The following is an 18491-nucleotide window of genomic DNA, read 5'->3' on the forward strand; positions in this document are numbered from 1 at the left end:
GAACGCAACCAACCTACGCCAGCGGATGACACAGCACCGCCGGCAGCCGACGACGAAAGGGCATGCGTCAGGCGAGTGGGAGCGGTGTGCCGTGCTCGCTGGTGGGACGGGTGCCGAAGATGCGGCGTTGGTCTGCGGTGATGCGGAGGTCGTTGATGCTGGCTTCACGGCGGCGCATCAGGCCCTCGGTGTCGAACTCCCACTGTTCGTTGCCGTAGCTGCGCCACCACTGTCCAGCGGCGTCGCGGCATTCGTACTGGAATCGTACGGCGATTCGGTTCTCGGTGAATGCCCAGAGGTCCTTGCGGAGTGCGTAGTCGAGTTCCTTCTCCCACTTGCGGGTGAGGAACGTGATGATCTCGTCCCGTCCCGTGAGGAACTCGTCGCGGTTGCGCCATACCGAGTCCGGTGTGTAGGCGAGTGCCACCCGCTGTGGGTCACGGGTGTTCCAGGCGTCTTCGGCGGCCTGCACCTTCATCCGCGCGGTCTCGGCGGTGAACGGTGGCAGAGGTGGCCGGGTCATGTGTGCTCCTTCGCGACAGGTCCCGGTGACGGATTGAACCGGGAGTACTCGCCGAACGACCAGCGCAGGGGGCTGGCCTCGTCGATCTGGACGACCTGGTCGACCTCGAAGTCGACCATCCGCTGTGCCCCCGGCACCTCCGTGGCTCGGCCCGGGTCCCAGTCGGCGTGTGCGCGGCCGGTGAGCTGCAGTGTGTGGCCGCGCTCCCAGTCGAGGAACAGCAGGCCGGCGCGGGGGTCGAGGTCGAGGTTGCCCAACGTCATGTACATCGAGTTGCCGGTGTAGTCGGGCCAGCTGAGCCGGCGGTTCCCCGTCACCGTCACGAAGCCGGGGTTGCCGCCGCGGTGGGACGTGTCGACGCCCAGCCCGGCCGCGTGCGAGGTGATGAAGAACGTGTCGGCGGCGGCGATCCAGCGCTGCTGCTCGTCGGTGAGCACTGGCGCGCGCCGCGCCGACACCGCTGTGGGGCCGTCACCGTGAGGGGTTCGGACCTGTATGTACTTCGGGCAGTTCGCGTACACCTGTTCGGTGTGGACGGTCAGTCTGCCGTTGTTGGCGTGGGCCCTGCCGTTGATCCGCATCCGGCGCCGGCGGGCTGGTTCGATCGCGAGGAGGCCGATGTCCCGTTCGGACTCGAACAAACCGGCAAGGGGGTCGCCCGCGCCTGGCAGTGCGGCCGCCACGACGGTGCGGTCACCGGAGGTGGTGATGAATCCCGGTGGTCCGGTGAGCAGGCTCGCCCACACCGCACCACCGGGCGTGGCCGCTCCGATCACCATCATCCGTTGCTGGGCAAGGAACTTCGCCGCCACGGGAGGGATGGTCGCCCCCACACGGGCCGAACCCCATTCGTCGGCGGCCACCCCAGCGCGGCGCTGCACCGCACGTTCGCCTTCGTGATACATCGTGCACCTCCGCCACTCGACCGATCAGAAGAAACCGCAGGTCGGGGAGCCCGTGGGTGCCTTCGCCGACTCGGCCCCGGTTGGCGCGTAGATCTCCAGACGCACGCCGTCCGGATCGGTGAAGAACACGCCACCGGAGGACGCGCCCTCGCCGTGCGGCACGATCCCGTCGTGGACCAACGCCACGCCGAGGTCCCGCAGTGTCGTCTCCGCGCGGTGGACCGCCTCGATGTCCGGGACCTCGAACGACAGGTGGTGCAGGCCCGGCAGGTCGGTGGCGAACCGGCCGCCGCTCTGCTCCCACAAGGTCACGACCAACGCGCCGTCTCGTCCGAGGAAGGCGTATCGGCGGTCGCCCTCGGTCTGCTCGCCGAGCACGTCGAAGTCGAACACCGTGCGATAGAAGGCGATTGAACGCCCCAGGTCGGTCACGTTCAACCCGATGTGCCCGGTCCGCAAAGCCGGCTTGCCCATGGAGATCCTCCAAGTTCTAACGATTTGACCATGCTTGAACCATTAGAACCTTGGCACAGGTTTCTAACGAGATCAAGCCCGCGCTATCGTTAGAAACATGAACGTGGCCGGCCTCGCCGACGGAGGCGCCCCGCTGCTGGGCGAGCCGCTGCCGATCGAGCTGGGCAACACCGCCTACGCGGTGCGTGGTCACCCCCACGACGGTCTCCAAACGCGGGAACACCTGGCCGCCTGGCTACGCGACACCCGCACGCGGCACGCGCTGCCCCTGACCGACGAGGACATCGGGGGCGTGACCGACCACGACCTCACCCGCGCACGGGAACTCCGCGACGCGATCAGGTCGCTGGCCGCCGTGGTGGTCGAGCACCGCGACGCCGACCCGGACGCCGTCGCCGCGTTGAACCGAAGCGCACGCGACACGCCGTGGTGGCGCGAGCTGCGGACCGACCCGGAACCGCACGCCACCGTGTGCACCGACGGCCGGCCGGTCGGCGCGGTACTCGCCGCGGTGGCCGAGGACGCCATCGACCTGTTCACCGGTCCGTTGCGACACGAACTGCGTGCCTGCCACGGCCCCGGGTGCCGGCTCTACTTCATCCGCGAGAACCCCCGCCGAGCCTGGTGCTCAGCCGGCTGCGGCAACCGCGCCCGGGCCGCCCGCCACTACGCCAAGACGCAACGCCCAACAGAACCCATCTGATCAGCTGTCGGTGTGGTTCGCGTACTCCGGGCTGCGTGCTGTCGTCGCCGCCATGACGGCGGCCACGCCGGCGGACAGTGCCGCTCCCAGCAGGTATGGCCCAAGCATGGCCATGTCGAAGAGTGCGCCCGCGGCCAGTGGGCTGGCCGCCCGGGCGGCTGAGGCCGCCGACTGGCCCTGGCCCATGCGGGCGCCGGTTTCCTCCGGCGGGCCGGCCGCGGCGAACAGGCTTGCCGCCGCCACGGTGACCAGGCCGTTGCCGGCCGACACCACGAGTACGGCCGCGACGAACGGGAGCTCCGCCAGGAACGGCATGGCGAGCAGCCCGCCGGCCATGAGCGCCGCGCCGGCGGTGCCGACCCTCGTCTCGCCCCACCGGCGTGCTGCCGGGGCCACCAGAAAGCCCTGCATCACGGTCAGTACGAGACCCGCGGCGGCAAGGAGCACGCCGACCAGCGCGGGACCCGCGTCGAAGCGGGCGGCGGCGAGGTAGGCAACGGTTGTCTCCATGCCGACGAACGCGGCCATCGTGGCGAAACCGGCGGCGAGCAGTGGCCATGGCGCTACTCGGCGGCCTGCCCTCGGCCGTCGCGGGGCGCCCGCTCTGCCCGGCGGTAGGACCACCGCGGCGGCGACGAGGTTGGCCGCCGCGATACCGGCGCCGATCAGTGCGGTGCCGGCGAAACCCAGGGGAGCGGCGAGGGCGCCGAGAGCCGGTCCGATCGTGAACGCGAGCCCGATGGCGGCACCCACCCGACCCATGGCCTGGGTGCGGCCGGCCGGGCCCGCGAGGTCGGCCGCGAACGCCTGCGCCACACCGATGCTGCCGCCGCACAAGCCGGCCACCGCCCGGGCCGTGAGCAGCAGCCACAGGGAGCCCGCGAAGCCCATCAGTGCCAGTGACGCCGTCGAGCCGGCCAGGCTGAGCAGGAGCAGCCTGCGCCGTCCGTACCGGTCCGCGAGCCGGCCGAGCACGGGGGCCGCGACCGCCTGGCACAGCGAGTAGCTCGTCAGCACGACGCCGAGCCAGAACGCGTCGCCGCCCAGATCGGTGACGCGGAACGGCAACGACGGCAGGACCAGCGTGAAGCCGAGCAGGTCGACGAACACCGTGGCGTACAGGGCGAGCTGCGCTCGCGTTCCAGAAATCGGACCCACCTCCTCTCGGCAGCCCCGGGGAGATTACTACACGTTGTAGTATCTGGGGCCGGCGGAACGCGCGTGTCTGGAGGATGTCGTGGTGGGCAGGCTGGGCGAACTGGAACGAACGGTCATGGAGGTCCTGTGGGACCGCGGTGTGCCGGTCCTCGTTCGGGACGTCGTCGATGCGCTCGCGGCCCGGGACCTCGCCTACACCACCGTGATGACCGTGCTCGACCGCCTCGAGAAGAAGAAGGTGGTGCGGCGCCAGCGGGACGGCCGCGCCTGGCGGTACGAGGCGGTGTCCAACCGGGAGGGTTACATCGCGCAGCTGATGCTGGACGCGCTCGACCTCACCGGTGACCGGTCGGCCGCACTGACCCGGTTCGCGATGTCGGTGAGTGAGCCGGAGGTCGAGGTGCTCAGCGAGGCCCTGAAGCAGCGCGACGACACAGGCCCGGCATGAACGCCGCGGTGCATCTGTTGGTCACCCTGGTCCTGTGCATGCTGTTGGTGCGACCGCTCGCACGGGCGCGCTGGCTGTGGCGTTCGCCGCGGATCGGGATCCTGTTGTGGCAGATGCTGATGCTCACGTGGGTGCTGTGTGCGGTCGGGGCCGCGTTCGCGATCGGCCTGGGGCCGTACGGGAGGGACATCCCGTCGGCGCTCGCCCATTGGCTGGAGGGCCGTCCGGCGGCGGGCTTCACCGTGCCGCACGCGGTCGCTCTGATCGCCGGCTTCGCGTTGGCGGTCGGGATGGTGGTGACACTGGCGTGGTCATGGGTGCGGGTGCTCCGCATCCGGCGCCGGCACCGCGACATGCTGTCGCTGGTCGCCCGTGAGGACTCTGGGCTGCCCGGGGTGCTGATCCTCGACCACCCGCTGACCGTGGCCTACTGCCTGCCCGGCCTGCGCGCCCGGGTCGTGCTCAGCTCCGGCGCGCTGTCGACGTTGTCGAAGCAGGAGCTCGCGGCGGTGCTGGCCCACGAACAGACACACGCCCGCGAGCGGCATGACCTGGTGCTGTTGCCGTTCACCGCGCTGCGGCGCCTGGTGCCGAGGAGCCGTCTCGCGACAGTGGCCGACGAGGCCGTGGCCCTGCTGGTGGAGATGCGTGCCGATGAGGGTGCGTGCCGGGACCAGAGCGCCGGATCGCTCGCCCAAGCGTTGCGCAGGTTCAGCCGCACGGCCGTCAGCCCGCCCCCGGGTGCGATCGGCATCGTCGACGGCACCGTCGAAGCACGACTTTCCCGGCTCAGCCGCGGCCTGGACCCGCTGTCGCTGTGGGTGCGCTGGCTGGCACTGGTCAGTGGGGTCGTGTTGGTGTCGACCCCACTGAGCTTCCTGGTCGTCTGACCGAAGGAGACGGGCATGGTGACCGACTGGGAATCGCATCGTCCCGCCGTTTTCGGGGCGGCGTACCGGATTCTCGGCTCCGTCGCGGAGGCCGAGGACGTGACGCAGGAGGTCTGGTTGCGGGCCTCCTCAGCCGACCTGTCGCAGGTGCGGGACTTGCGCGCCTGGCTGGTGACGGTGGCCGCCCGGATGTCATACAACGTGCTGAAGTCGGCACGCGTCCGGCGTGAGTCCTATGTCGGGCCATGGCTGCCAGAACCGTTGCTGACCGGGCCTGACGTCGCCGACCGCGTGCTCATGGACGAGTCGGTGAGCACCGCGATGCTGGTCGTCATGGAGACGCTCACCCCGGCCGAACGCGTCGCGCTGGTCCTGCACGACGTCTTCGACCTCCCGTTCGACCAGATCGCCGAGGTGCTCGGCGGCACGCCCGCCGCCAGCCGCAAGCTCGCTTCCCGCGCGCGAGCGCGGGTCGCCGCGGTCGAGGAGCGACCACGCGCGTCCAGAGCGGAGACCGAACGCGTGCTCGAGGCTTTCAAGGCGGCCGCCGACGCGGGGGACATGGCGAGGCTCGTCGAGCTGTTGCATCCCGACGCCGTCTACGTCGCCGACGGCGGCGGCAAGGTGACCGCCGCACGCAGGCCGGTCCATGGCGCCGAGACGATCGCCAAGCTGGCGGTCCGGCAGATCGAGCTCAGGCGGCCCGACGCGTTCCGGATCATCGAGGTGAACGGGTACCCGGCAATGGCGACCTACCGTGGCGGCGAGCTGGTCTGGCTCGACACCGTGGAGATCGCCGACGGTCGGATCACGGCGTGGCGGCGACTGGCCAATCCCGAGAAGTTCGGTCACATCTGACCGGGCTGTCTTGTCTCCCTGCGAATCCTCCGGTCCAGGAGGGTGGAGAGGACGAGACAGTGGCACACGTTGTGATCATCGGAGGCGGTTTCGCGGGCGTGTGGAGCGCGGCGGGCGCGGCCCTGGCACGCGGGGACGCGGACCTGCGCATCACGCTCATCGCACCGAACGAGCACCTGGTGCTGCGGCCCCGCCTGTACGAGCCGGACCCGGACCTGGCCACGGTGGAGCTGAGCAGGATCCTCGGCCCGATCGACGTCGAGCACGTGCGGGCCTCGGTGAGCACGATCGACACCGACCGACGTGTGGTGGTGGCCGACGGTGCGGAGATCGGCTACGACCGCCTGGTGCTGGCGGCCGGCAGCACCCTCGTTCAGCCCCAGGGCCTGCCCGGAGCCGAACGACTCTTCGACATCGACACCCTGGACGGGGCCCGGCGGCTCACCGACCATCTGCGTGATCGGGAGAACTACTCCGCCGTGGTCGTCGGCGCCGGGTTCGTCGGTCTGGAGGCCGCGACCGCGCTGGCCGCCCGGGGCCGGGTACTGCTGGTGGATCGGTCGGAGGTGGTCGGACACCAGCTCGGCCCGGGCCCGCGTGCGGAGATCGAGGCGGCACTGGACGAACTGGGCATCGACCGGCGCCTCATGACGACCGTGACGGAGGTCGGCGACGGTTACGCCGTCCTGTCCGACGGCACCAGGGTCGAGGCGGACGCGGTGGTCTGGTCGGTGGGGATGAGGGCGAGCGGGCTCACCCGGCAGATCTCGGACCACCTCGACCACCTCGGCCGGGTGCCGGTGGACAACCAGCTGCGCGCCCTTCCCGACGTGTTCGTCGCCGGGGACACGGCCGCGGCGGCGTTCGACGCCGAGCACACGGTCATGCAGGCCTGCCAACACGCCACCCCACTCGGCAAGGTCGCCGGGTACAACGCGGCCGCCGAGCTGCTCGGCGTGCCGTTGCGCGACTTCACCCCCGGCCCGTACGTCACCTGCCTGGACCTTGGCGCCGCCGGCGCGATCTTCACCCGGGGCTGGGACCGCAGGGTGATGGCCTCCGGCGCCGACGGGGCGGCCGTCAAGAAGCGGATCAACCAGCACATCCACCCGCCGGTCGACGACGCCGGGACGATCCTCGCCGCCGCCGACCGGGTCTACCTCGAACTGCCCTTCTTCCCTCGGGATGCGGGGGACGCCGCCGCGTGAACCCCGGGGCCACGACTCAGCTGACCGCCTTCTTCACCAGCGCGCCGAGCTTCGCCTCGTCGTCGGCGGTCAGCTGGGTCAGCGCGAACGAGGTCGGCCACATGACGCCCTTGTCGAGGTTCGCCTCGTCGCTGAAGCCGAGTGTGGCGTACCGGGACTTGAACTTCGCCGCGGGCTGGAAGTGGCAGACGATCTTGCCGTCGCGGGCGTACGCGGGCATCCCGTACCACAGCTTCGACGTGAGCTCCGGCGCGTAGGCCTTGATCACCGCGTGCACCCGCTCGGCGAGCACGCGGTCGGTCTCCGACATCTCGGCGATCTTCGCGAGCACGTCGCCCTCGGTGTCGGCCTTCGCGCCCCGCCGAGCCTTCAGTTCCTTGGCACGCTGCTTCATCGCGTCGCGCTCGTCCTCGGTGAAACCGTCGTACTTCTTCGTGGTTGACATGGTCTTTCCCTCTCCGTGGCGTGTTACTCGCCCGCCTGCTGGCGGGTCGACGTGCTGAGGCGGTTGACGGCGTTGGTGATCGCGATGTTGAGCAGCAGCGCGGCAAGCTCCTTCTGGTCGAAGTGCTTGGCGGCCATGTCCCACACCTGGTCCGGCACCGGGTCCGGACGGTCCGCGAGCCGGGTCACGGCCTCGGTGAGGGCCAGCGCGGCACGCTCGTCGTCACCGAAGTAGGGCGTCTCCCGCCAGGCGGCGACGGCATGTACCTGGTCCGCGGTCGCGCCGTGCTGGTGGGCCTGGTGGGCACCGCCGGTCACGCATGGGCCGCTGCCGTTGATCTGGCTGGCTCGCAGGTGGGTCAGCGCCAGCAGCTTGGCGTCCAACCCGGCGCCGGCGACGGCCTCGTCGACGGCCGCCAGTGCCGCCATCGCCCCGGGGACCAGGACCGCCGGGTTCGGCATCCGCTCGGTCGCCATCGCTTTCTCCCTCGTCGTCGTGTTCCTGACAGGAGCAATCCGACCATCGGCGCGTCCGTCCCCGCGCGGTCCGTGGGACACCGTGGGACAGCCGAAACGGGCTCTACCAGCGCCAACACGGCACCGATCCGTTCGCGTGGGCTGGGACGGCTACCGTGACGCACGTGTCAAGCCCCCAGGAACGCCTGGTCGCCCAGCTCGCCCGGATCAAGGAGCTGAGCGGGCTCAGCCTGCGTGCTCTCGCCACCAAGGCGGGGCTGAGCAGTTCGTCGCTGTCCCGCTACCTGACCGGTCGGCTCGTGCCGCCGTGGGAGGCAGTCGTGGCGCTGTGCCGGGTCGTGGGCCGCGACCCCCGGCCACTGCGCGCGATGTGGACCGAGGCGGCCAAAGCCGGCGCCGCGCCGGCGCCACGTCGCAACGACCTGCCGGCCGACCTGATCGACTTCACCGGCCGGGAGGCGGAGTACGCGCTGGTCGAAGAGCTGCTGCGCACCGCGGGCGCGGTCGCGATCGACGGCATGGGCGGCGTCGGCAAGACCAGCCTGGCCGTCCACGTGGCACACCGGGTCGCGCCGATGTATCCGGACGGCGGGCTCTACCTCGACCTGCACGGCTTCACCCCCGGCCAGGAGCCGCTGGAGCCCCAGGTCGCGCTGGCCCGGTTGCTGGGCGCGTTGGACATCACCCATCTCCCGGCGGGCGCCGACGAACGCGCGGCGCTCTGGCGCTCGGAGCTGTCCCGCCGACGGGCGCTCGTCGTGCTCGACAACGCGGTCGACGCGGAGCAGGTGCGTCCACTCCTGCCCGGCGCGGGGAAGTCCGCGGTCCTGGTCACCAGCCGATCGCGGCTGGTCAGCCTGGACGGGGTGCCGCCCGTCTCTGTGGCCCCACTCGCCGACGACGCCGCGGCGCATCTGTTCGGCCGGGCCGCCGGGCTCACCCTCGCCGACGACGACGCGATCGGCCAGGTACTGCGGCAGTGCGGCGGGCTCCCGCTGGCGTTGCGGATGGCGGGTGCCAGGCTTCGTCACCGTCCAGGTTGGACGGTCGCGGTGTTGGCCGAGCGGCTGCGCGACAACGTCGGCCGCTTCGACTCCGTGTTCGGCATGTCGCTCCAGCAGCTCGACTCCGACCAGCGCCGTATGTTCCGGCTGCTGGGTGTGCTGCCCGGCGCCGACTTCGACGCCGCGGTGGCGGGTGCGCTCGCGGACATGCCACCCGACGCGGTGCTCGAGGAACTGGTCGACGCCCACCTGGTCCAGGAGCCTTCGCCGGGGCGGTACCGGATGCACGACCTGATCCGGCGGTACGCCGCGGACCTCGCCGCCGACGAGGAACCACTGGCCGACGCCGCTCTGCGCCGGGTCCTGAGCCACTACCTGGCACAGGCGGTCGCCCACGACCGGACGTTGCCCTCACCGCATCGAAGCGCTCCGGAGCCGGGCGATCCGGCGAAGGCCATGGCCTGGTTCGACCTCGAGTACGTCAACCTGATCGCCTGTTTCGACGCCGCCGTGCGGCTCGGCATGGACGAGGTCGTGGCCGAACTGCCGCAGTCCATGCGGGTCTGGTTCTTCCGCCACCGCGGCACCGACGACCAGGTACGCCTGCTCGACGCCGCCGCGGCCGCCGCGGGACGCCTCGGCCGCGACCAGCAACGGGCCGCGTTGCTCTCGGACCTCGGCTTCGCCAAGGCCGCCGCCGGACGCCTCGCCGAGGCACTCACCGCCTACGAACAGGCCGAGCCGGACGACACCGCCCTCGCCGCCGGTCTGGCTTTGCGGATCGGCTTCGTGCGCCGGGATCTCGGCGACCTCGAAGCGGCACAGGCCCAGTTCCGCCTGGCCCGCGAACTGTTCGAGAAGGTCGAGCACCGCGCCGGACAGTCACAGGCGCTGGCCTTCGACGGCTGGGTGACACTCCACCTCGGCGGACACGGCGAAGCGGCTGAACTCGCCAGGGCATCCCTCGCACTGGCCGACGGACCCGCCAGGATCACCGGACTGGTCACCCTCGGCGTCGCGCTCGCCTCGACGGACTCCACGGAGTCACTGCGCGCGCTGCACGAGGCGCTGCGGCTGGCGGAGCAGAACGACCTTCGACACAACCAGGCGTGGTGCCACAACTATCTCGGTGTGGCACTGCGCGTCATGGGGCAGGCCCAGCAGGCGCTCGAACACCACCGGCGCGCCTTCGAACTGCTGGAACCGCTGGCCGAGGTGCAGATGGAGATCGACTTCCTGCACACCTACGCCGAGACCTGCCGCGCGGCGGGCCGCCACGACGAGGCGCTAGCCCTGCTCGACCGGGTTGTCACGATCGCGCGAGAGCTGGGCCGCCCACACGACGAAAAGCGCGCACGCGCGGCCAGTGAGGCCATGATGGAGAGTTAGCGAGAGCAGGGATCATTCAGCTGCCGCTACGGTTCTGGTGACCACCCAGTGGTTCTTGCCCAGCTGGCGGGTTCGTTCGAAGCCGTGGCGTTCGAACATGGCCACTGTGCCGTTGTAGAGGAACGACGAGGACACCGAGCGGTCGGCGGCGTCCTCGGGATAGCTCTCGACGGTCCCGCCGCCGAGGCGGGCGATCTCCCGTAGTGCGCCGTCGAGTGCGGTCGAGGCTACGCCGCCGCGGCGGTGTCCGCGGTCGACGAAGAAACACGTGATCCGCCAGTCCGGCAGGACGTCGAGCGACGCGAGGTAGGCGCGTTGGTGTTTGATGCGCGGCAGTTCGTCGGTCGGTCCGAACTGGCACCAGCCAACACATTTCGGTCCGTCGTACACGAGCGCCGCGTGTGCTCGGCCTTCCCGGACGCGGGTTTCCTTGGTGGACCGTCGTTCCGTGCGTTCCTTGCCCTCCGCGTGGAACGACATGCACCAGCACCCGCCGAACACGCCGTTGTGCCGCTCGACCAACTCGGCGAAGTCGGGCCAGGTCGTCTCGTCGAGCGGATTGGTGTGCATCACCGCAGGAACGCCAGTGTGCGGTCCAGCAGCAGGGCGGCCGCGTCGGCGTCGTAGGACGGGAGTGTGCGGTCGGCGAAGTAGTGCTGGTCGCCGGGGTAGAGGAACAGTTCGGCGTCCTTTGCCGACGCGACGAGCGCCTTGGCCGCGTCGAGGTCGCCCTCGTCGACGAAGATCGGGTCGGCGTCCATGCCGTGCACCTGGACCGGCACGTCGTCGGGCCAGGTAGGACCGAACTCCGTGACCGGAACGCACGAGTAGTACAGCAGCGCACCCCGCGCGCTGGGCCGGGTCTGCGCCAGCTTCTGCGCCGGGAGCACGCCGATCGAGAACCCGGCGTAGACCACGTCGGTGGGTAGCTCGTCGACCGCCCGTGTGCCGCGTTCGATCACCTCACCGAAGCCGACCTGCTGGGCGTGGGCCACGCCCTCCTCGAGGGTCGCGAACGTGTTGCCCTCGAAGAGGTCCGGTGTGTGCACGGTATGGCCTGCCGCTCGCAGTTCGTCCGCGAAGGCGGTTATTCCGGGCGTGAGCCCCAAAGCGTGATGGAACAGGACAACCTCGGCCATACCAACCTCCACTGGAGACCCGACGCGAACGAACCCTAACAGCGTCGAGCGACGGAGTTGGCCGCCTACTTTTCGACACGCTCCAGGTAGCCGTTGATGACCGTGTACTCGGGGACGTCATCGGTCGGTACCGCGTGGAAGGGTTTGCCGCCATCGTCGATCGTGGTCGTGTAGGACCGGCCCGCCTGTACGTAGGAAAGAGTCGCGGTCCACTGACAGTCGCACACCGGTCCGGGCTCGACCTTCAGGTCGAAGATCTCCGGGTCGGTTTCCGAGACGGTGAACGGGAAGTCGACCGCGTCGACAGGCACGAAATTGCCTTCGTCGTCCATTTCCTCGCCCGGTAGCGCCCGCACGCGTGGAGGTGTCGGCGCGAGATCCACGCTGAAGTAACGCGGTGGAGCCGGTGCGCCGCACTGGCCGATGGACACCACCGTCCTGCTCGTCAACGCCGCGCGGGAAACGAGGTTGACCCGGATTCCCGTGAGAATGGTCGCCCTGCTCAGATTGCCCTCGACGGAGAACCGAACGCTGTTCTTCGCCTGCCACCCGCCGGCTGACGTGACCCAGGCACTGAACGAGTTCATGTACGCCTCGTAGGCCTCATCGAAGGCGTACTCGTCCGGAAGAGGTATGTCCGAGCCGAGCTCGTCGACATCCTGGGGGAGGAAGAAACGCGTCGGACATTCGGTATCGTCCCAGCCCGCCAACACGGCCACCGACAACGGTCCTTCGACCGGGCCGGTCGCCGAGGCGTGCTCGTCGGCGGCGGACTGGGCGGTGGATCGTCCGATGACCGCGGAAACCACCACGCGCCGAACGCGATCACGGCGGCCGCCACCGTGGCGATACTCGCCCACCAGGACGCGGAATACCACCGAGGCTTCGGCGGCCGGACCGGCGGGGGGTTTTCAGTCACGAAATCTCCCTTCCAGTGGATCTCGTGCCACCCGAGGTATCTGTCCGAGCCGACGCCGCATTACGGTTACCGGCTGACGGATATTCCTGTCGACTTGGAAGGGAAGTCAGGAAAAGAACCACCGGGGTTGGACCCGCTGGTGAGGAAGCCGCGCGGCATCAGGTCGACAGAGCCTGACTACCATCGGGAGGATGGGCAGTGCGGCGGGTGTGGTGCTCGCGGGTGGACGTTCCTCGCGGATGGGTGCGTCGAAGGCCGGGCTGGAGTGGCACGGCTCGACCCTGCTGTACCGGGCGGCCGCTGTGCTCGGCCGGGCTGTCGACGGCCCGGTCGTGGTCGTGTCCGCGCCGGGGCAGGAGCTGCCCGAGCTACCGGCCGGTGTCGCGGTCGTCGAGGACCCGGTTGAAGGGCTCGGTCCGATGCAGGGGCTGGCGGCCGGGTTGGCGGCCGTCGAGGACCGCGCCGAGGCCGCCTTCGTGTGCTCCACCGATCTGCCGTTCCTGCATCCGGCCTATGTCCGGCGGGTGTTGGCCGCGCTCACCGCGGACGTGGAGGTCGTGCTGCCGGTGGCGCGCGGGTTTCGGCAGCCGTTGGCCGCCGCCTACCGGACGAGGATCGCCGGACTGGTCGCGGACCTGTTGGCGCAGGGGAACCAGCGGCCCGGGATGATCTTCAAGCACTGCGCGGTGACCCAGCTGGACGACGACGCCCTCCTGGCGGACGCCACGCTCGCGAAGTACGACCCGGACCTGGAGTCCGTGGTGAACGTCAACACCCCGGAGGAGTTCCGGTCCGCCCGGGACCGGGAACCGCCCGAGGTCGTGGTCGAGCGGTTCGGTGTCCTGGCCAAGGGCGGTGGGCAACGACCGCGCACCGTGCGTGCCGCCACGATCGGCGCCGCGGCGGAGGCGGTCGGACTGACGCTGGATCGACACGTTGTGGCCGCTCTGAACGGGGACCAGGTGACCAAGGACGGCCGGTTGCCGCTGGTCGCGGGGGACACCGTCGCCTTCCTGTCGGCGGACGCGGGCGGGTAGGGCATACAGTCGACGTATGGCGCCAGGTGGTTTCTTCGGGCAGGCGCTCGTCGTGGACGTGCGCGGGGACCACGCGACCGGCGTCCCGCTCCCACTGGATGACCGGGTCCTGCGGGCCTATCTGGGCGGGGTCGGGCTCGGCACGTGGCTCATGCACCGGCTCGCGCCGCCGTTGGTGAACCCGCTCGCGCCGGAGGCGCCGCTCGCGTTCGTGTTCTCCTCGCTCGTCGGCACGCCGCTGACCACGAGCGCCAAGTTCGCGGTCGTGGCGAAGTCGCCGCTGACCGGGCTGCTCACCGACGCGCTCGCGTCCAGCCAGTTCGCCATCGCCGGCAAGCTCACCGGCCACGACGCGATCGTCGTCCGAGGACATGCCGACGCGCTGTCCGTCCTGCTGATCGACGGCGACGGACCACGGCTCGAACCAGCGCCCGAACTCGCGGGGCTGTCAGCCGCCGACGCGGAGGCCCAGGTCAAGGAGCGGTTCGGCCGCGGCTGGCGCACCGCCGCGATCGGGCCTGCGGGGGAACGGGGCGTGCGGTACGCGACCATCAGCCACGACGGCCGGCACGCCGGTCGCGGTGGCCTCGGCGCGGTGCTCGGCGCCAAGAACGTCAAGGCGGTGCTCGTGAAGGCGGCCACCAAGGTCGACGTCGCCGACCACGCCCGGGTGCTCGCCGCCGCGAAGGACCTGCGTAGTCGTAGCTTCGGGCCGGCCACCGCGAAGTACCGCGAGCTGGGCACGCTCGCGAACCTGTTGGCGTTCAACGCGGTCAGCACGCTGCCGACCCGTAACTTCACCGCGGCGACCTTCGAGGACGCGCCCCGGCTCGCTGCCGAGGAACTGCACGAGCTGCGTGGCGTCGCCCGCAACAGCTGTGCCTCCTGCTCGATCGGCTGCGAGCACATCTACGCCCGCAAGGGCGGCGGTAGCCAGCGCATGGAGTACGAGAACGTCTTCGCGCTCGGCCCGCTGTGCGGGGTGTCCGACCCCGATGACGTGTTCGCCGCCAGCGCGCGGTGCGACGAGCTCGGCATCGACACCATCTCCGCTGGCGGGACGATCGCGTGGGCCATGGAGTGCGTCGAGCGCGGACTGATCGACGAGCCGTGGCTGACGTTCGGCGACGGCGCGGCTCTGCTGCGTGCGCTGGACGAGATCGGGGCGCGTACTCCCGGGCTGGGGGAGCTGCTCGCCGAGGGCTCCCGGCGGGCCGCGGAACGGGTGGGACACGGCTCGATCGACTTCGCCCCACAGGTCAAGGGCCTGGAGATGCCCGGCTACGAGCCGCGCAGCCTGCAGTCGATGGCGCTCGGCCTGGCGGTCAACGCACGGGGCGCGGACCACAACCGCTCCGGGGCGTACGAGGCGGACCTGTCCGGCGACCTCGACCGGTTCGCGGGCGGCGCGGCGCACGTGGCCGCCGCGGTCCAGACCGAGGACAAGGCCGCGGTGATGGACTCGATGATCCTCTGCAAGTTCCTGCGCGGGGTGTTCACCGACCCGTTCACCGAGTGGTCGCGGCTGCTGGCTCTGGTCACCGGCTGGGACATCGACGCCGGCGAACTGCGGACCGCCGCGCGCAGGATCGTCCGCGCCAAGCGGGCGTTCAACCTGCGCGAAGGCGCCACCGCGGCCGACGACACGCTGCCCACCCGGCTGCTCGAGACGCCACTCGAACTCTCCTCGGGGCGCGTCGTCTCGCTCACCGCGGACCGGCTGCGGTCGATGGTCGCCGGCTACTACGAGGCCCGCGGTCTGGATGAGGAAGGCAGAGTGGCACCAGCGGATCTGGCGGATCTTCACCTGTAGGCATAGCGTCGGGTCTGACAGGCCGAGAGCCGCAACGGTATGCTGTATGCAATGCCGAGAGGTGGAGCGACGATGACGACTCTCGAGGAACCGGATACGTCCGTGCGGACGGTGACGGCGGAGATCGACGGCCGCTCGGTGACCGTGCCGGAGGGCACCACGATCTACGACGCGGCCAAACAGGCCGGCGTCGACATCCCGGTCCTGTGCCACGACGAACGCTACGACCCGGTCGGCGTGTGCCGCATGTGCGTCGTCGACACCGGAGGCCGGGTGCTCGCCGCCGCGTGTGTGCGGCCGTGCGAGGACGGCATGACCGTCCAAACCGACACCGAGGAGATCCAGCGCAACCGCGCCACGCTGACCGAGCTGCTGATCGCCGACCAGCCGGCCCGCGCGGACGACCCGAAGCAGAACAAGACCGGCGACAACCTGTTGCTCGAGCTGGCCGACCAGTTCGACGTGGCCAAGGAGACCACCGAGCTGCCCTGCGGCTCCGGGCGGGGCGTCGACCTGTCGAACCCGGTCATCGAGGTCAACCACGACGCGTGCATCCTGTGTGACCGCTGCGTTCGCGCCTGTGACGACATCCAGGGCAACGACGTCATCGGCCGGTCCGGCAAGGGCTACTCGACCCTCATCGCGTTCGACTTCAACGACCCGATGGGCCAGAGCTCCTGCGTGACCTGCGGTGAGTGCGTGCAGGCCTGCCCGACGGGCGCGCTGACCAACAAGCCCATCAACAACATCCCGATCCAGCCACGCGAGCAGCTCGACGCGGTGGACAGCGTCTGCCCGTACTGCGGTGTCGGTTGCGCGCTCACCTACTACGTCGACCGCGAGCGTGGCGCGATCTCCTTCGCCGAGGGGCGTGACCAGCCCGGGTCGAAGAGCCGGCTGTGCGTGAAGGGCCGATACGGCTGGGACTACGCGGCCTCGCCGCAACGCCTGACCGTGCCGCTGATCCGTCGTGCGGAGTCGTATCCCAAGGGTCCGTTGTCCTCGGATGTCCGGGGCGACAACGACCGGGGTCGGGTCGGGGGCGGCAACCGCAGCGGCGGCGGTCGCGGGGACAAGAAGATGGGCCGCGACGGTCGCCGCAAGCCCGGCGGGCTCGTCGACTACGACGAGGTCATGCCGCACTTCCGCGAGGCGACCTGGGAGGAGGCCCTCTCGCTCGTCGCGAGCAGGCTCAAGGAGATCCATTCGACGCTCGGGCCCGGTGCGATCGCCGGATTCGGCTCGGCGAAGTGCTCCAACGAGGAGGCCTACCTCTTCCAGAAGCTCATCCGCGCCGGGTTCAACACCAACAACGTCGACCACTGCACGCGCCTGTGCCACGCGTCGTCGGTCGCCGCGTTGTTCGAGGGCGTCGGCTCCGGCGCGGTGTCCACCACCTACGGCGACGTCGCCAACGCCGAGGTCGTGATCATCACCGGCTCCAACCCGACGGCGAACCACCCGGTGGCAAGCTCGTTCTTCAAGCAGGCCCGCCGCCGCGGCACGAAGATCGTCTACGTCGACCCGCGCGCCAGCACGGTCGCCGAGCACGCCGACTACTACTGCCAGGTCAAGCCGGGCACGGACGTGGCGTTCTACAACGGGATCATGCACGAGGTGATCCGCCTCGGGCTGATCGACCGCGAGTTCATCGCCGAGCGGGTGTCCAACTACGACGAGCTGGCTCGCACGGTCGCCGACTACCCGCCCGAGCGGGCCGCGCAGATCACCGGCGTCGACGCCGACCTGATCCGTGAGGTCGCGCGAGTGTGGGGTGAGGCGAAGGCCGGCGTCATCTACTGGGGCATGGGCATCTCGCAGCACACGACCGGCACCGACAACGCCCGCTGCCTGATCGCGCTGTGCTCGATCACCGGTAACGTCGGCAAGCCTGGCGCCGGCCTGCATCCCTTGCGGGGACAGAACAACGTGCAGGGCGCGTCGGACGCGGGCCTGATCCCGATGTTCTACCCGGACTATCAGGGCGTGGACGCGGAGACGACCCGCCTGCGGTTCGAACAGGCCTGGGACGCGACGCTCGACCCCAACCGCGGCCTCACGGTCACCGAGATCATCGGGTCGGTGCTCAAACCCGTTGGTGTGCGCGGCATGTACATGCTGGGCGAGAACCCGTTCCTGTCCGACCCGAACATCAACAAGGTCCGGAAGGCATTGGCAGCACTGGACTTCCTCGTCGTGCAGGACATCTTCCTCACCGAGACCGCGGAGTTCGCCGACGTCATCCTGCCCGCGTCGTCGTACCTGGAGAAGGACGGCAGCTACACCAACACCGACCGGCGCGTCCAGTTGGGCCGCAAGGTGATGGACCCGCCCGGCCAGGCTCGTGTGGACTGGGAGGTGATCCAGGACATCGCCCAGCGCGTCGGGTTGGACTGGCAGTACACGTCACCGAGCGAGATCTTCGACGAGATGGTCGCGCTGATGCCGTCCTACGCGAACCTTCGCCACGACAACCTCGGCCTGTCCGGGAAGCTGTACCCGAACGAGGACCCGGACCACTCCGACGGCACCATCGTGTTGTTCGACGAACGGTTCAACACCGACGACGGGCTCGCGCACCTCGTGCCCGCGCAGTGGTTGCCAGCCAAGGAACTCCCGGACGCGGAGTACCCGCTGGTGCTCAACACCGGGCGGCTGCTGGAACACTGGCACACCGGGTCGATGACACGCCGCTCCTTCGCGCTCGACACGATCGCGCCGATCGCCGAGGTGTACCTGCACCCCAAGGACGCGGCCGACCGCGGCCTCGCGCACGGCGAGCTGGCGCGGGTGCGGTCCCGGCGAGGCGTGATCGAGCTGCGGGTGCGGATCTCCCACCGCGAGCAGTTGGGGAACGTCTTCATCCCGTTCCACTTCCGCGAGGCGGCGGCGAACCTGCTGACCATCGACGAGATCGACCCGTTCGGCAAGATCCCCGAGTTCAAGTTCTGCGCGGTGCAGGTGGAGGCTCTGGGTGCCGAACACGTGACACAACCGGCGAGCTTGGGAGCCCCGGAATGACCGTGGGACAGCCGCGGATCGCGAAAGCAAATCCCGGAGGCCAGCCGGCTCCCCGGGGACGCCGTCACCCCTGTTGTCACG

General features: G+C 70.1%; 18 protein-coding genes. 9 read left to right on the forward strand and 9 right to left on the reverse strand.

All coding sequences use genetic code 11. The annotated features are described in order from the left end of the window. Window positions 1-67: 67 nt before the first annotated feature. The 3 genes from VF106_RS08885 to VF106_RS08895 are packed head-to-tail and all read right to left on the reverse strand — an operon-like array spanning window position 68 to window position 1902. Window positions 68-523 carry a nuclear transport factor 2 family protein gene (locus VF106_RS08885; protein ID WP_330839118.1) on the reverse strand — a complete coding sequence of 152 codons (456 nt, stop codon included), beginning with the start codon at window positions 521-523 and terminating at the stop codon, window positions 68-70. Continuing rightward, entirely contained in the window at window positions 520-1428 is a 909-nt protein-coding gene (locus tag VF106_RS08890) for a pyridoxamine 5'-phosphate oxidase family protein (protein WP_330839119.1), read from the reverse strand. Before VF106_RS08890 ends, VF106_RS08885 begins: the two co-directional genes overlap by 4 nt. 24 nt (window positions 1429-1452) lie before the next feature. Beyond that, the gene (locus VF106_RS08895; RefSeq protein ID WP_330839120.1) at window positions 1453-1902 is read right to left on the reverse strand and encodes a VOC family protein; all 450 of its coding nucleotides are present in this window, start codon (window positions 1900-1902) and stop codon (window positions 1453-1455) included. Between the two features lie 97 nt (window positions 1903-1999). On the opposite strand from VF106_RS08895, the gene VF106_RS08900 reads away from it, so the two are divergent. Further along, window positions 2000-2605: a CGNR zinc finger domain-containing protein gene (locus VF106_RS08900; RefSeq protein ID WP_330839121.1), complete on the forward strand. Its 606-nt coding sequence runs from the start codon at window positions 2000-2002 to the stop codon at window positions 2603-2605. On the opposite strand, the gene VF106_RS08905 is transcribed toward VF106_RS08900, so the two are convergent. Next, window positions 2606-3763: an MFS transporter gene (locus VF106_RS08905; RefSeq protein ID WP_330839122.1), complete on the reverse strand. Its 1158-nt coding sequence runs from the start codon at window positions 3761-3763 to the stop codon at window positions 2606-2608. It abuts the gene before it with no gap. A gap of 82 nt (window positions 3764-3845) precedes the next feature. Here VF106_RS08905 and VF106_RS08910 point away from each other — a divergent pair, with 82 nt between their 5' ends. The 4 genes from VF106_RS08910 to VF106_RS08925 are packed head-to-tail and all read left to right on the forward strand — an operon-like array spanning window position 3846 to window position 7167. Next, window positions 3846-4211, forward strand: coding sequence for a BlaI/MecI/CopY family transcriptional regulator (locus VF106_RS08910; protein WP_330839191.1), 366 nt, complete (start codon window positions 3846-3848; stop codon window positions 4209-4211). Then, window positions 4208-5101 carry a M56 family metallopeptidase gene (locus VF106_RS08915; protein ID WP_330839123.1) on the forward strand — a complete coding sequence of 298 codons (894 nt, stop codon included), beginning with the start codon at window positions 4208-4210 and terminating at the stop codon, window positions 5099-5101. Before VF106_RS08910 ends, VF106_RS08915 begins: the two co-directional genes overlap by 4 nt. A gap of 15 nt (window positions 5102-5116) precedes the next feature. Next, entirely contained in the window at window positions 5117-5959 is an 843-nt protein-coding gene (sigJ, locus tag VF106_RS08920; protein WP_330839124.1) for an RNA polymerase sigma factor SigJ, read from the forward strand. Window positions 5960-6018: 59 nt separating this feature from the next. Then, on the forward strand, window positions 6019-7167 hold the full coding sequence (locus VF106_RS08925) for an NAD(P)/FAD-dependent oxidoreductase (RefSeq protein WP_330839125.1): 1149 nt from the start codon (window positions 6019-6021) through the stop codon (window positions 7165-7167). A gap of 16 nt (window positions 7168-7183) precedes the next feature. Here VF106_RS08925 and VF106_RS08930 read toward each other — a convergent pair whose 3' ends face one another. Continuing rightward, window positions 7184-7612: an iron chaperone gene (locus tag VF106_RS08930; protein ID WP_330839126.1), complete on the reverse strand. Its 429-nt coding sequence runs from the start codon at window positions 7610-7612 to the stop codon at window positions 7184-7186. Window positions 7613-7635: 23 nt separating this feature from the next. Further along, on the reverse strand, window positions 7636-8088 hold the full coding sequence (locus tag VF106_RS08935) for a carboxymuconolactone decarboxylase family protein (RefSeq protein ID WP_330839127.1): 453 nt from the start codon (window positions 8086-8088) through the stop codon (window positions 7636-7638). A gap of 164 nt (window positions 8089-8252) precedes the next feature. On the opposite strand from VF106_RS08935, the gene VF106_RS08940 reads away from it, so the two are divergent. Further along, entirely contained in the window at window positions 8253-10481 is a 2229-nt protein-coding gene (locus VF106_RS08940; RefSeq protein ID WP_330839128.1) for an ATP-binding protein, read from the forward strand. Window positions 10482-10493: 12 nt separating this feature from the next. Here the strand turns inward: VF106_RS08940 and VF106_RS08945 are convergent, their stop codons facing one another. The 3 genes from VF106_RS08945 to VF106_RS08955 are packed head-to-tail and all read right to left on the reverse strand — an operon-like array spanning window position 10494 to window position 12432. Then, window positions 10494-11051 (reverse strand): GNAT family N-acetyltransferase, encoded by a 558-nt coding sequence (locus tag VF106_RS08945; RefSeq protein WP_330839129.1) that lies wholly within the window; start codon window positions 11049-11051, stop codon window positions 10494-10496. Beyond that, complete coding sequence (locus VF106_RS08950; protein WP_330839130.1) at window positions 11051-11632, reverse strand: dienelactone hydrolase family protein; 582 nt, start codon at window positions 11630-11632, stop codon at window positions 11051-11053. Before VF106_RS08950 ends, VF106_RS08945 begins: the two co-directional genes overlap by 1 nt. A 53-nt stretch (window positions 11633-11685) precedes the next feature. Beyond that, window positions 11686-12432 carry a hypothetical protein gene (locus tag VF106_RS08955; RefSeq protein WP_330839131.1) on the reverse strand — a complete coding sequence of 249 codons (747 nt, stop codon included), beginning with the start codon at window positions 12430-12432 and terminating at the stop codon, window positions 11686-11688. A gap of 298 nt (window positions 12433-12730) precedes the next feature. Here VF106_RS08955 and mobA point away from each other — a divergent pair, with 298 nt between their 5' ends. The 3 genes from mobA to fdhF all read left to right on the forward strand — a co-directional run bounded on the left by mobA (window position 12731) and on the right by fdhF (window position 18410). Beyond that, window positions 12731-13576, forward strand: coding sequence for a molybdenum cofactor guanylyltransferase (mobA, locus tag VF106_RS08960; protein ID WP_330839132.1), 846 nt, complete (start codon window positions 12731-12733; stop codon window positions 13574-13576). Between the two features lie 16 nt (window positions 13577-13592). Beyond that, a complete protein-coding gene (locus VF106_RS08965; protein ID WP_330839133.1) occupies window positions 13593-15389 on the forward strand; it encodes an aldehyde ferredoxin oxidoreductase family protein in 1797 nt (598 codons plus the stop codon). A 72-nt stretch (window positions 15390-15461) separates the two neighbouring features. Beyond that, entirely contained in the window at window positions 15462-18410 is a 2949-nt protein-coding gene (gene fdhF, locus VF106_RS08970) for a formate dehydrogenase subunit alpha (RefSeq protein ID WP_330839134.1), read from the forward strand. Window positions 18411-18491: the final 81 nt, after the last annotated feature.

The organism is Actinophytocola sp. (genome assembly GCF_036378875.1).
In the GTDB taxonomy this organism is placed as follows: Bacteria; Actinomycetota; Actinomycetes; order Mycobacteriales; family Pseudonocardiaceae; genus Actinophytocola.

Bases quoted from the DNA above. Each gene is read 5' to 3' on its own strand.
- VF106_RS08885 (WP_330839118.1), bottom strand. From the start codon at position 523: ATGACCCGGCCACCTCTGCCACCGTTCACCGCCGAGACCGCGCGGATG.
- VF106_RS08890 (WP_330839119.1), bottom strand. From the start codon at position 1,428: ATGTATCACGAAGGCGAACGTGCGGTGCAGCGCCGCGCTGGGGTGGCC.
- VF106_RS08895 (WP_330839120.1), bottom strand. From the start codon at position 1,902: ATGGGCAAGCCGGCTTTGCGGACCGGGCACATCGGGTTGAACGTGACC.
- VF106_RS08900 (WP_330839121.1), top strand. From the start codon at position 2,000: ATGAACGTGGCCGGCCTCGCCGACGGAGGCGCCCCGCTGCTGGGCGAG.
- VF106_RS08915 (WP_330839123.1), top strand. From the start codon at position 4,208: ATGAACGCCGCGGTGCATCTGTTGGTCACCCTGGTCCTGTGCATGCTG.
- sigJ (WP_330839124.1), top strand. From the start codon at position 5,117: ATGGTGACCGACTGGGAATCGCATCGTCCCGCCGTTTTCGGGGCGGCG.
- VF106_RS08930 (WP_330839126.1), bottom strand. From the start codon at position 7,612: ATGTCAACCACGAAGAAGTACGACGGTTTCACCGAGGACGAGCGCGAC.
- VF106_RS08935 (WP_330839127.1), bottom strand. From the start codon at position 8,088: ATGGCGACCGAGCGGATGCCGAACCCGGCGGTCCTGGTCCCCGGGGCG.
- VF106_RS08945 (WP_330839129.1), bottom strand. From the start codon at position 11,051: ATGCACACCAATCCGCTCGACGAGACGACCTGGCCCGACTTCGCCGAG.
- mobA (WP_330839132.1), top strand. From the start codon at position 12,731: ATGGGCAGTGCGGCGGGTGTGGTGCTCGCGGGTGGACGTTCCTCGCGG.
- VF106_RS08965 (WP_330839133.1), top strand. From the start codon at position 13,593: ATGGCGCCAGGTGGTTTCTTCGGGCAGGCGCTCGTCGTGGACGTGCGC.
- fdhF (WP_330839134.1), top strand. From the start codon at position 15,462: ATGACGACTCTCGAGGAACCGGATACGTCCGTGCGGACGGTGACGGCG.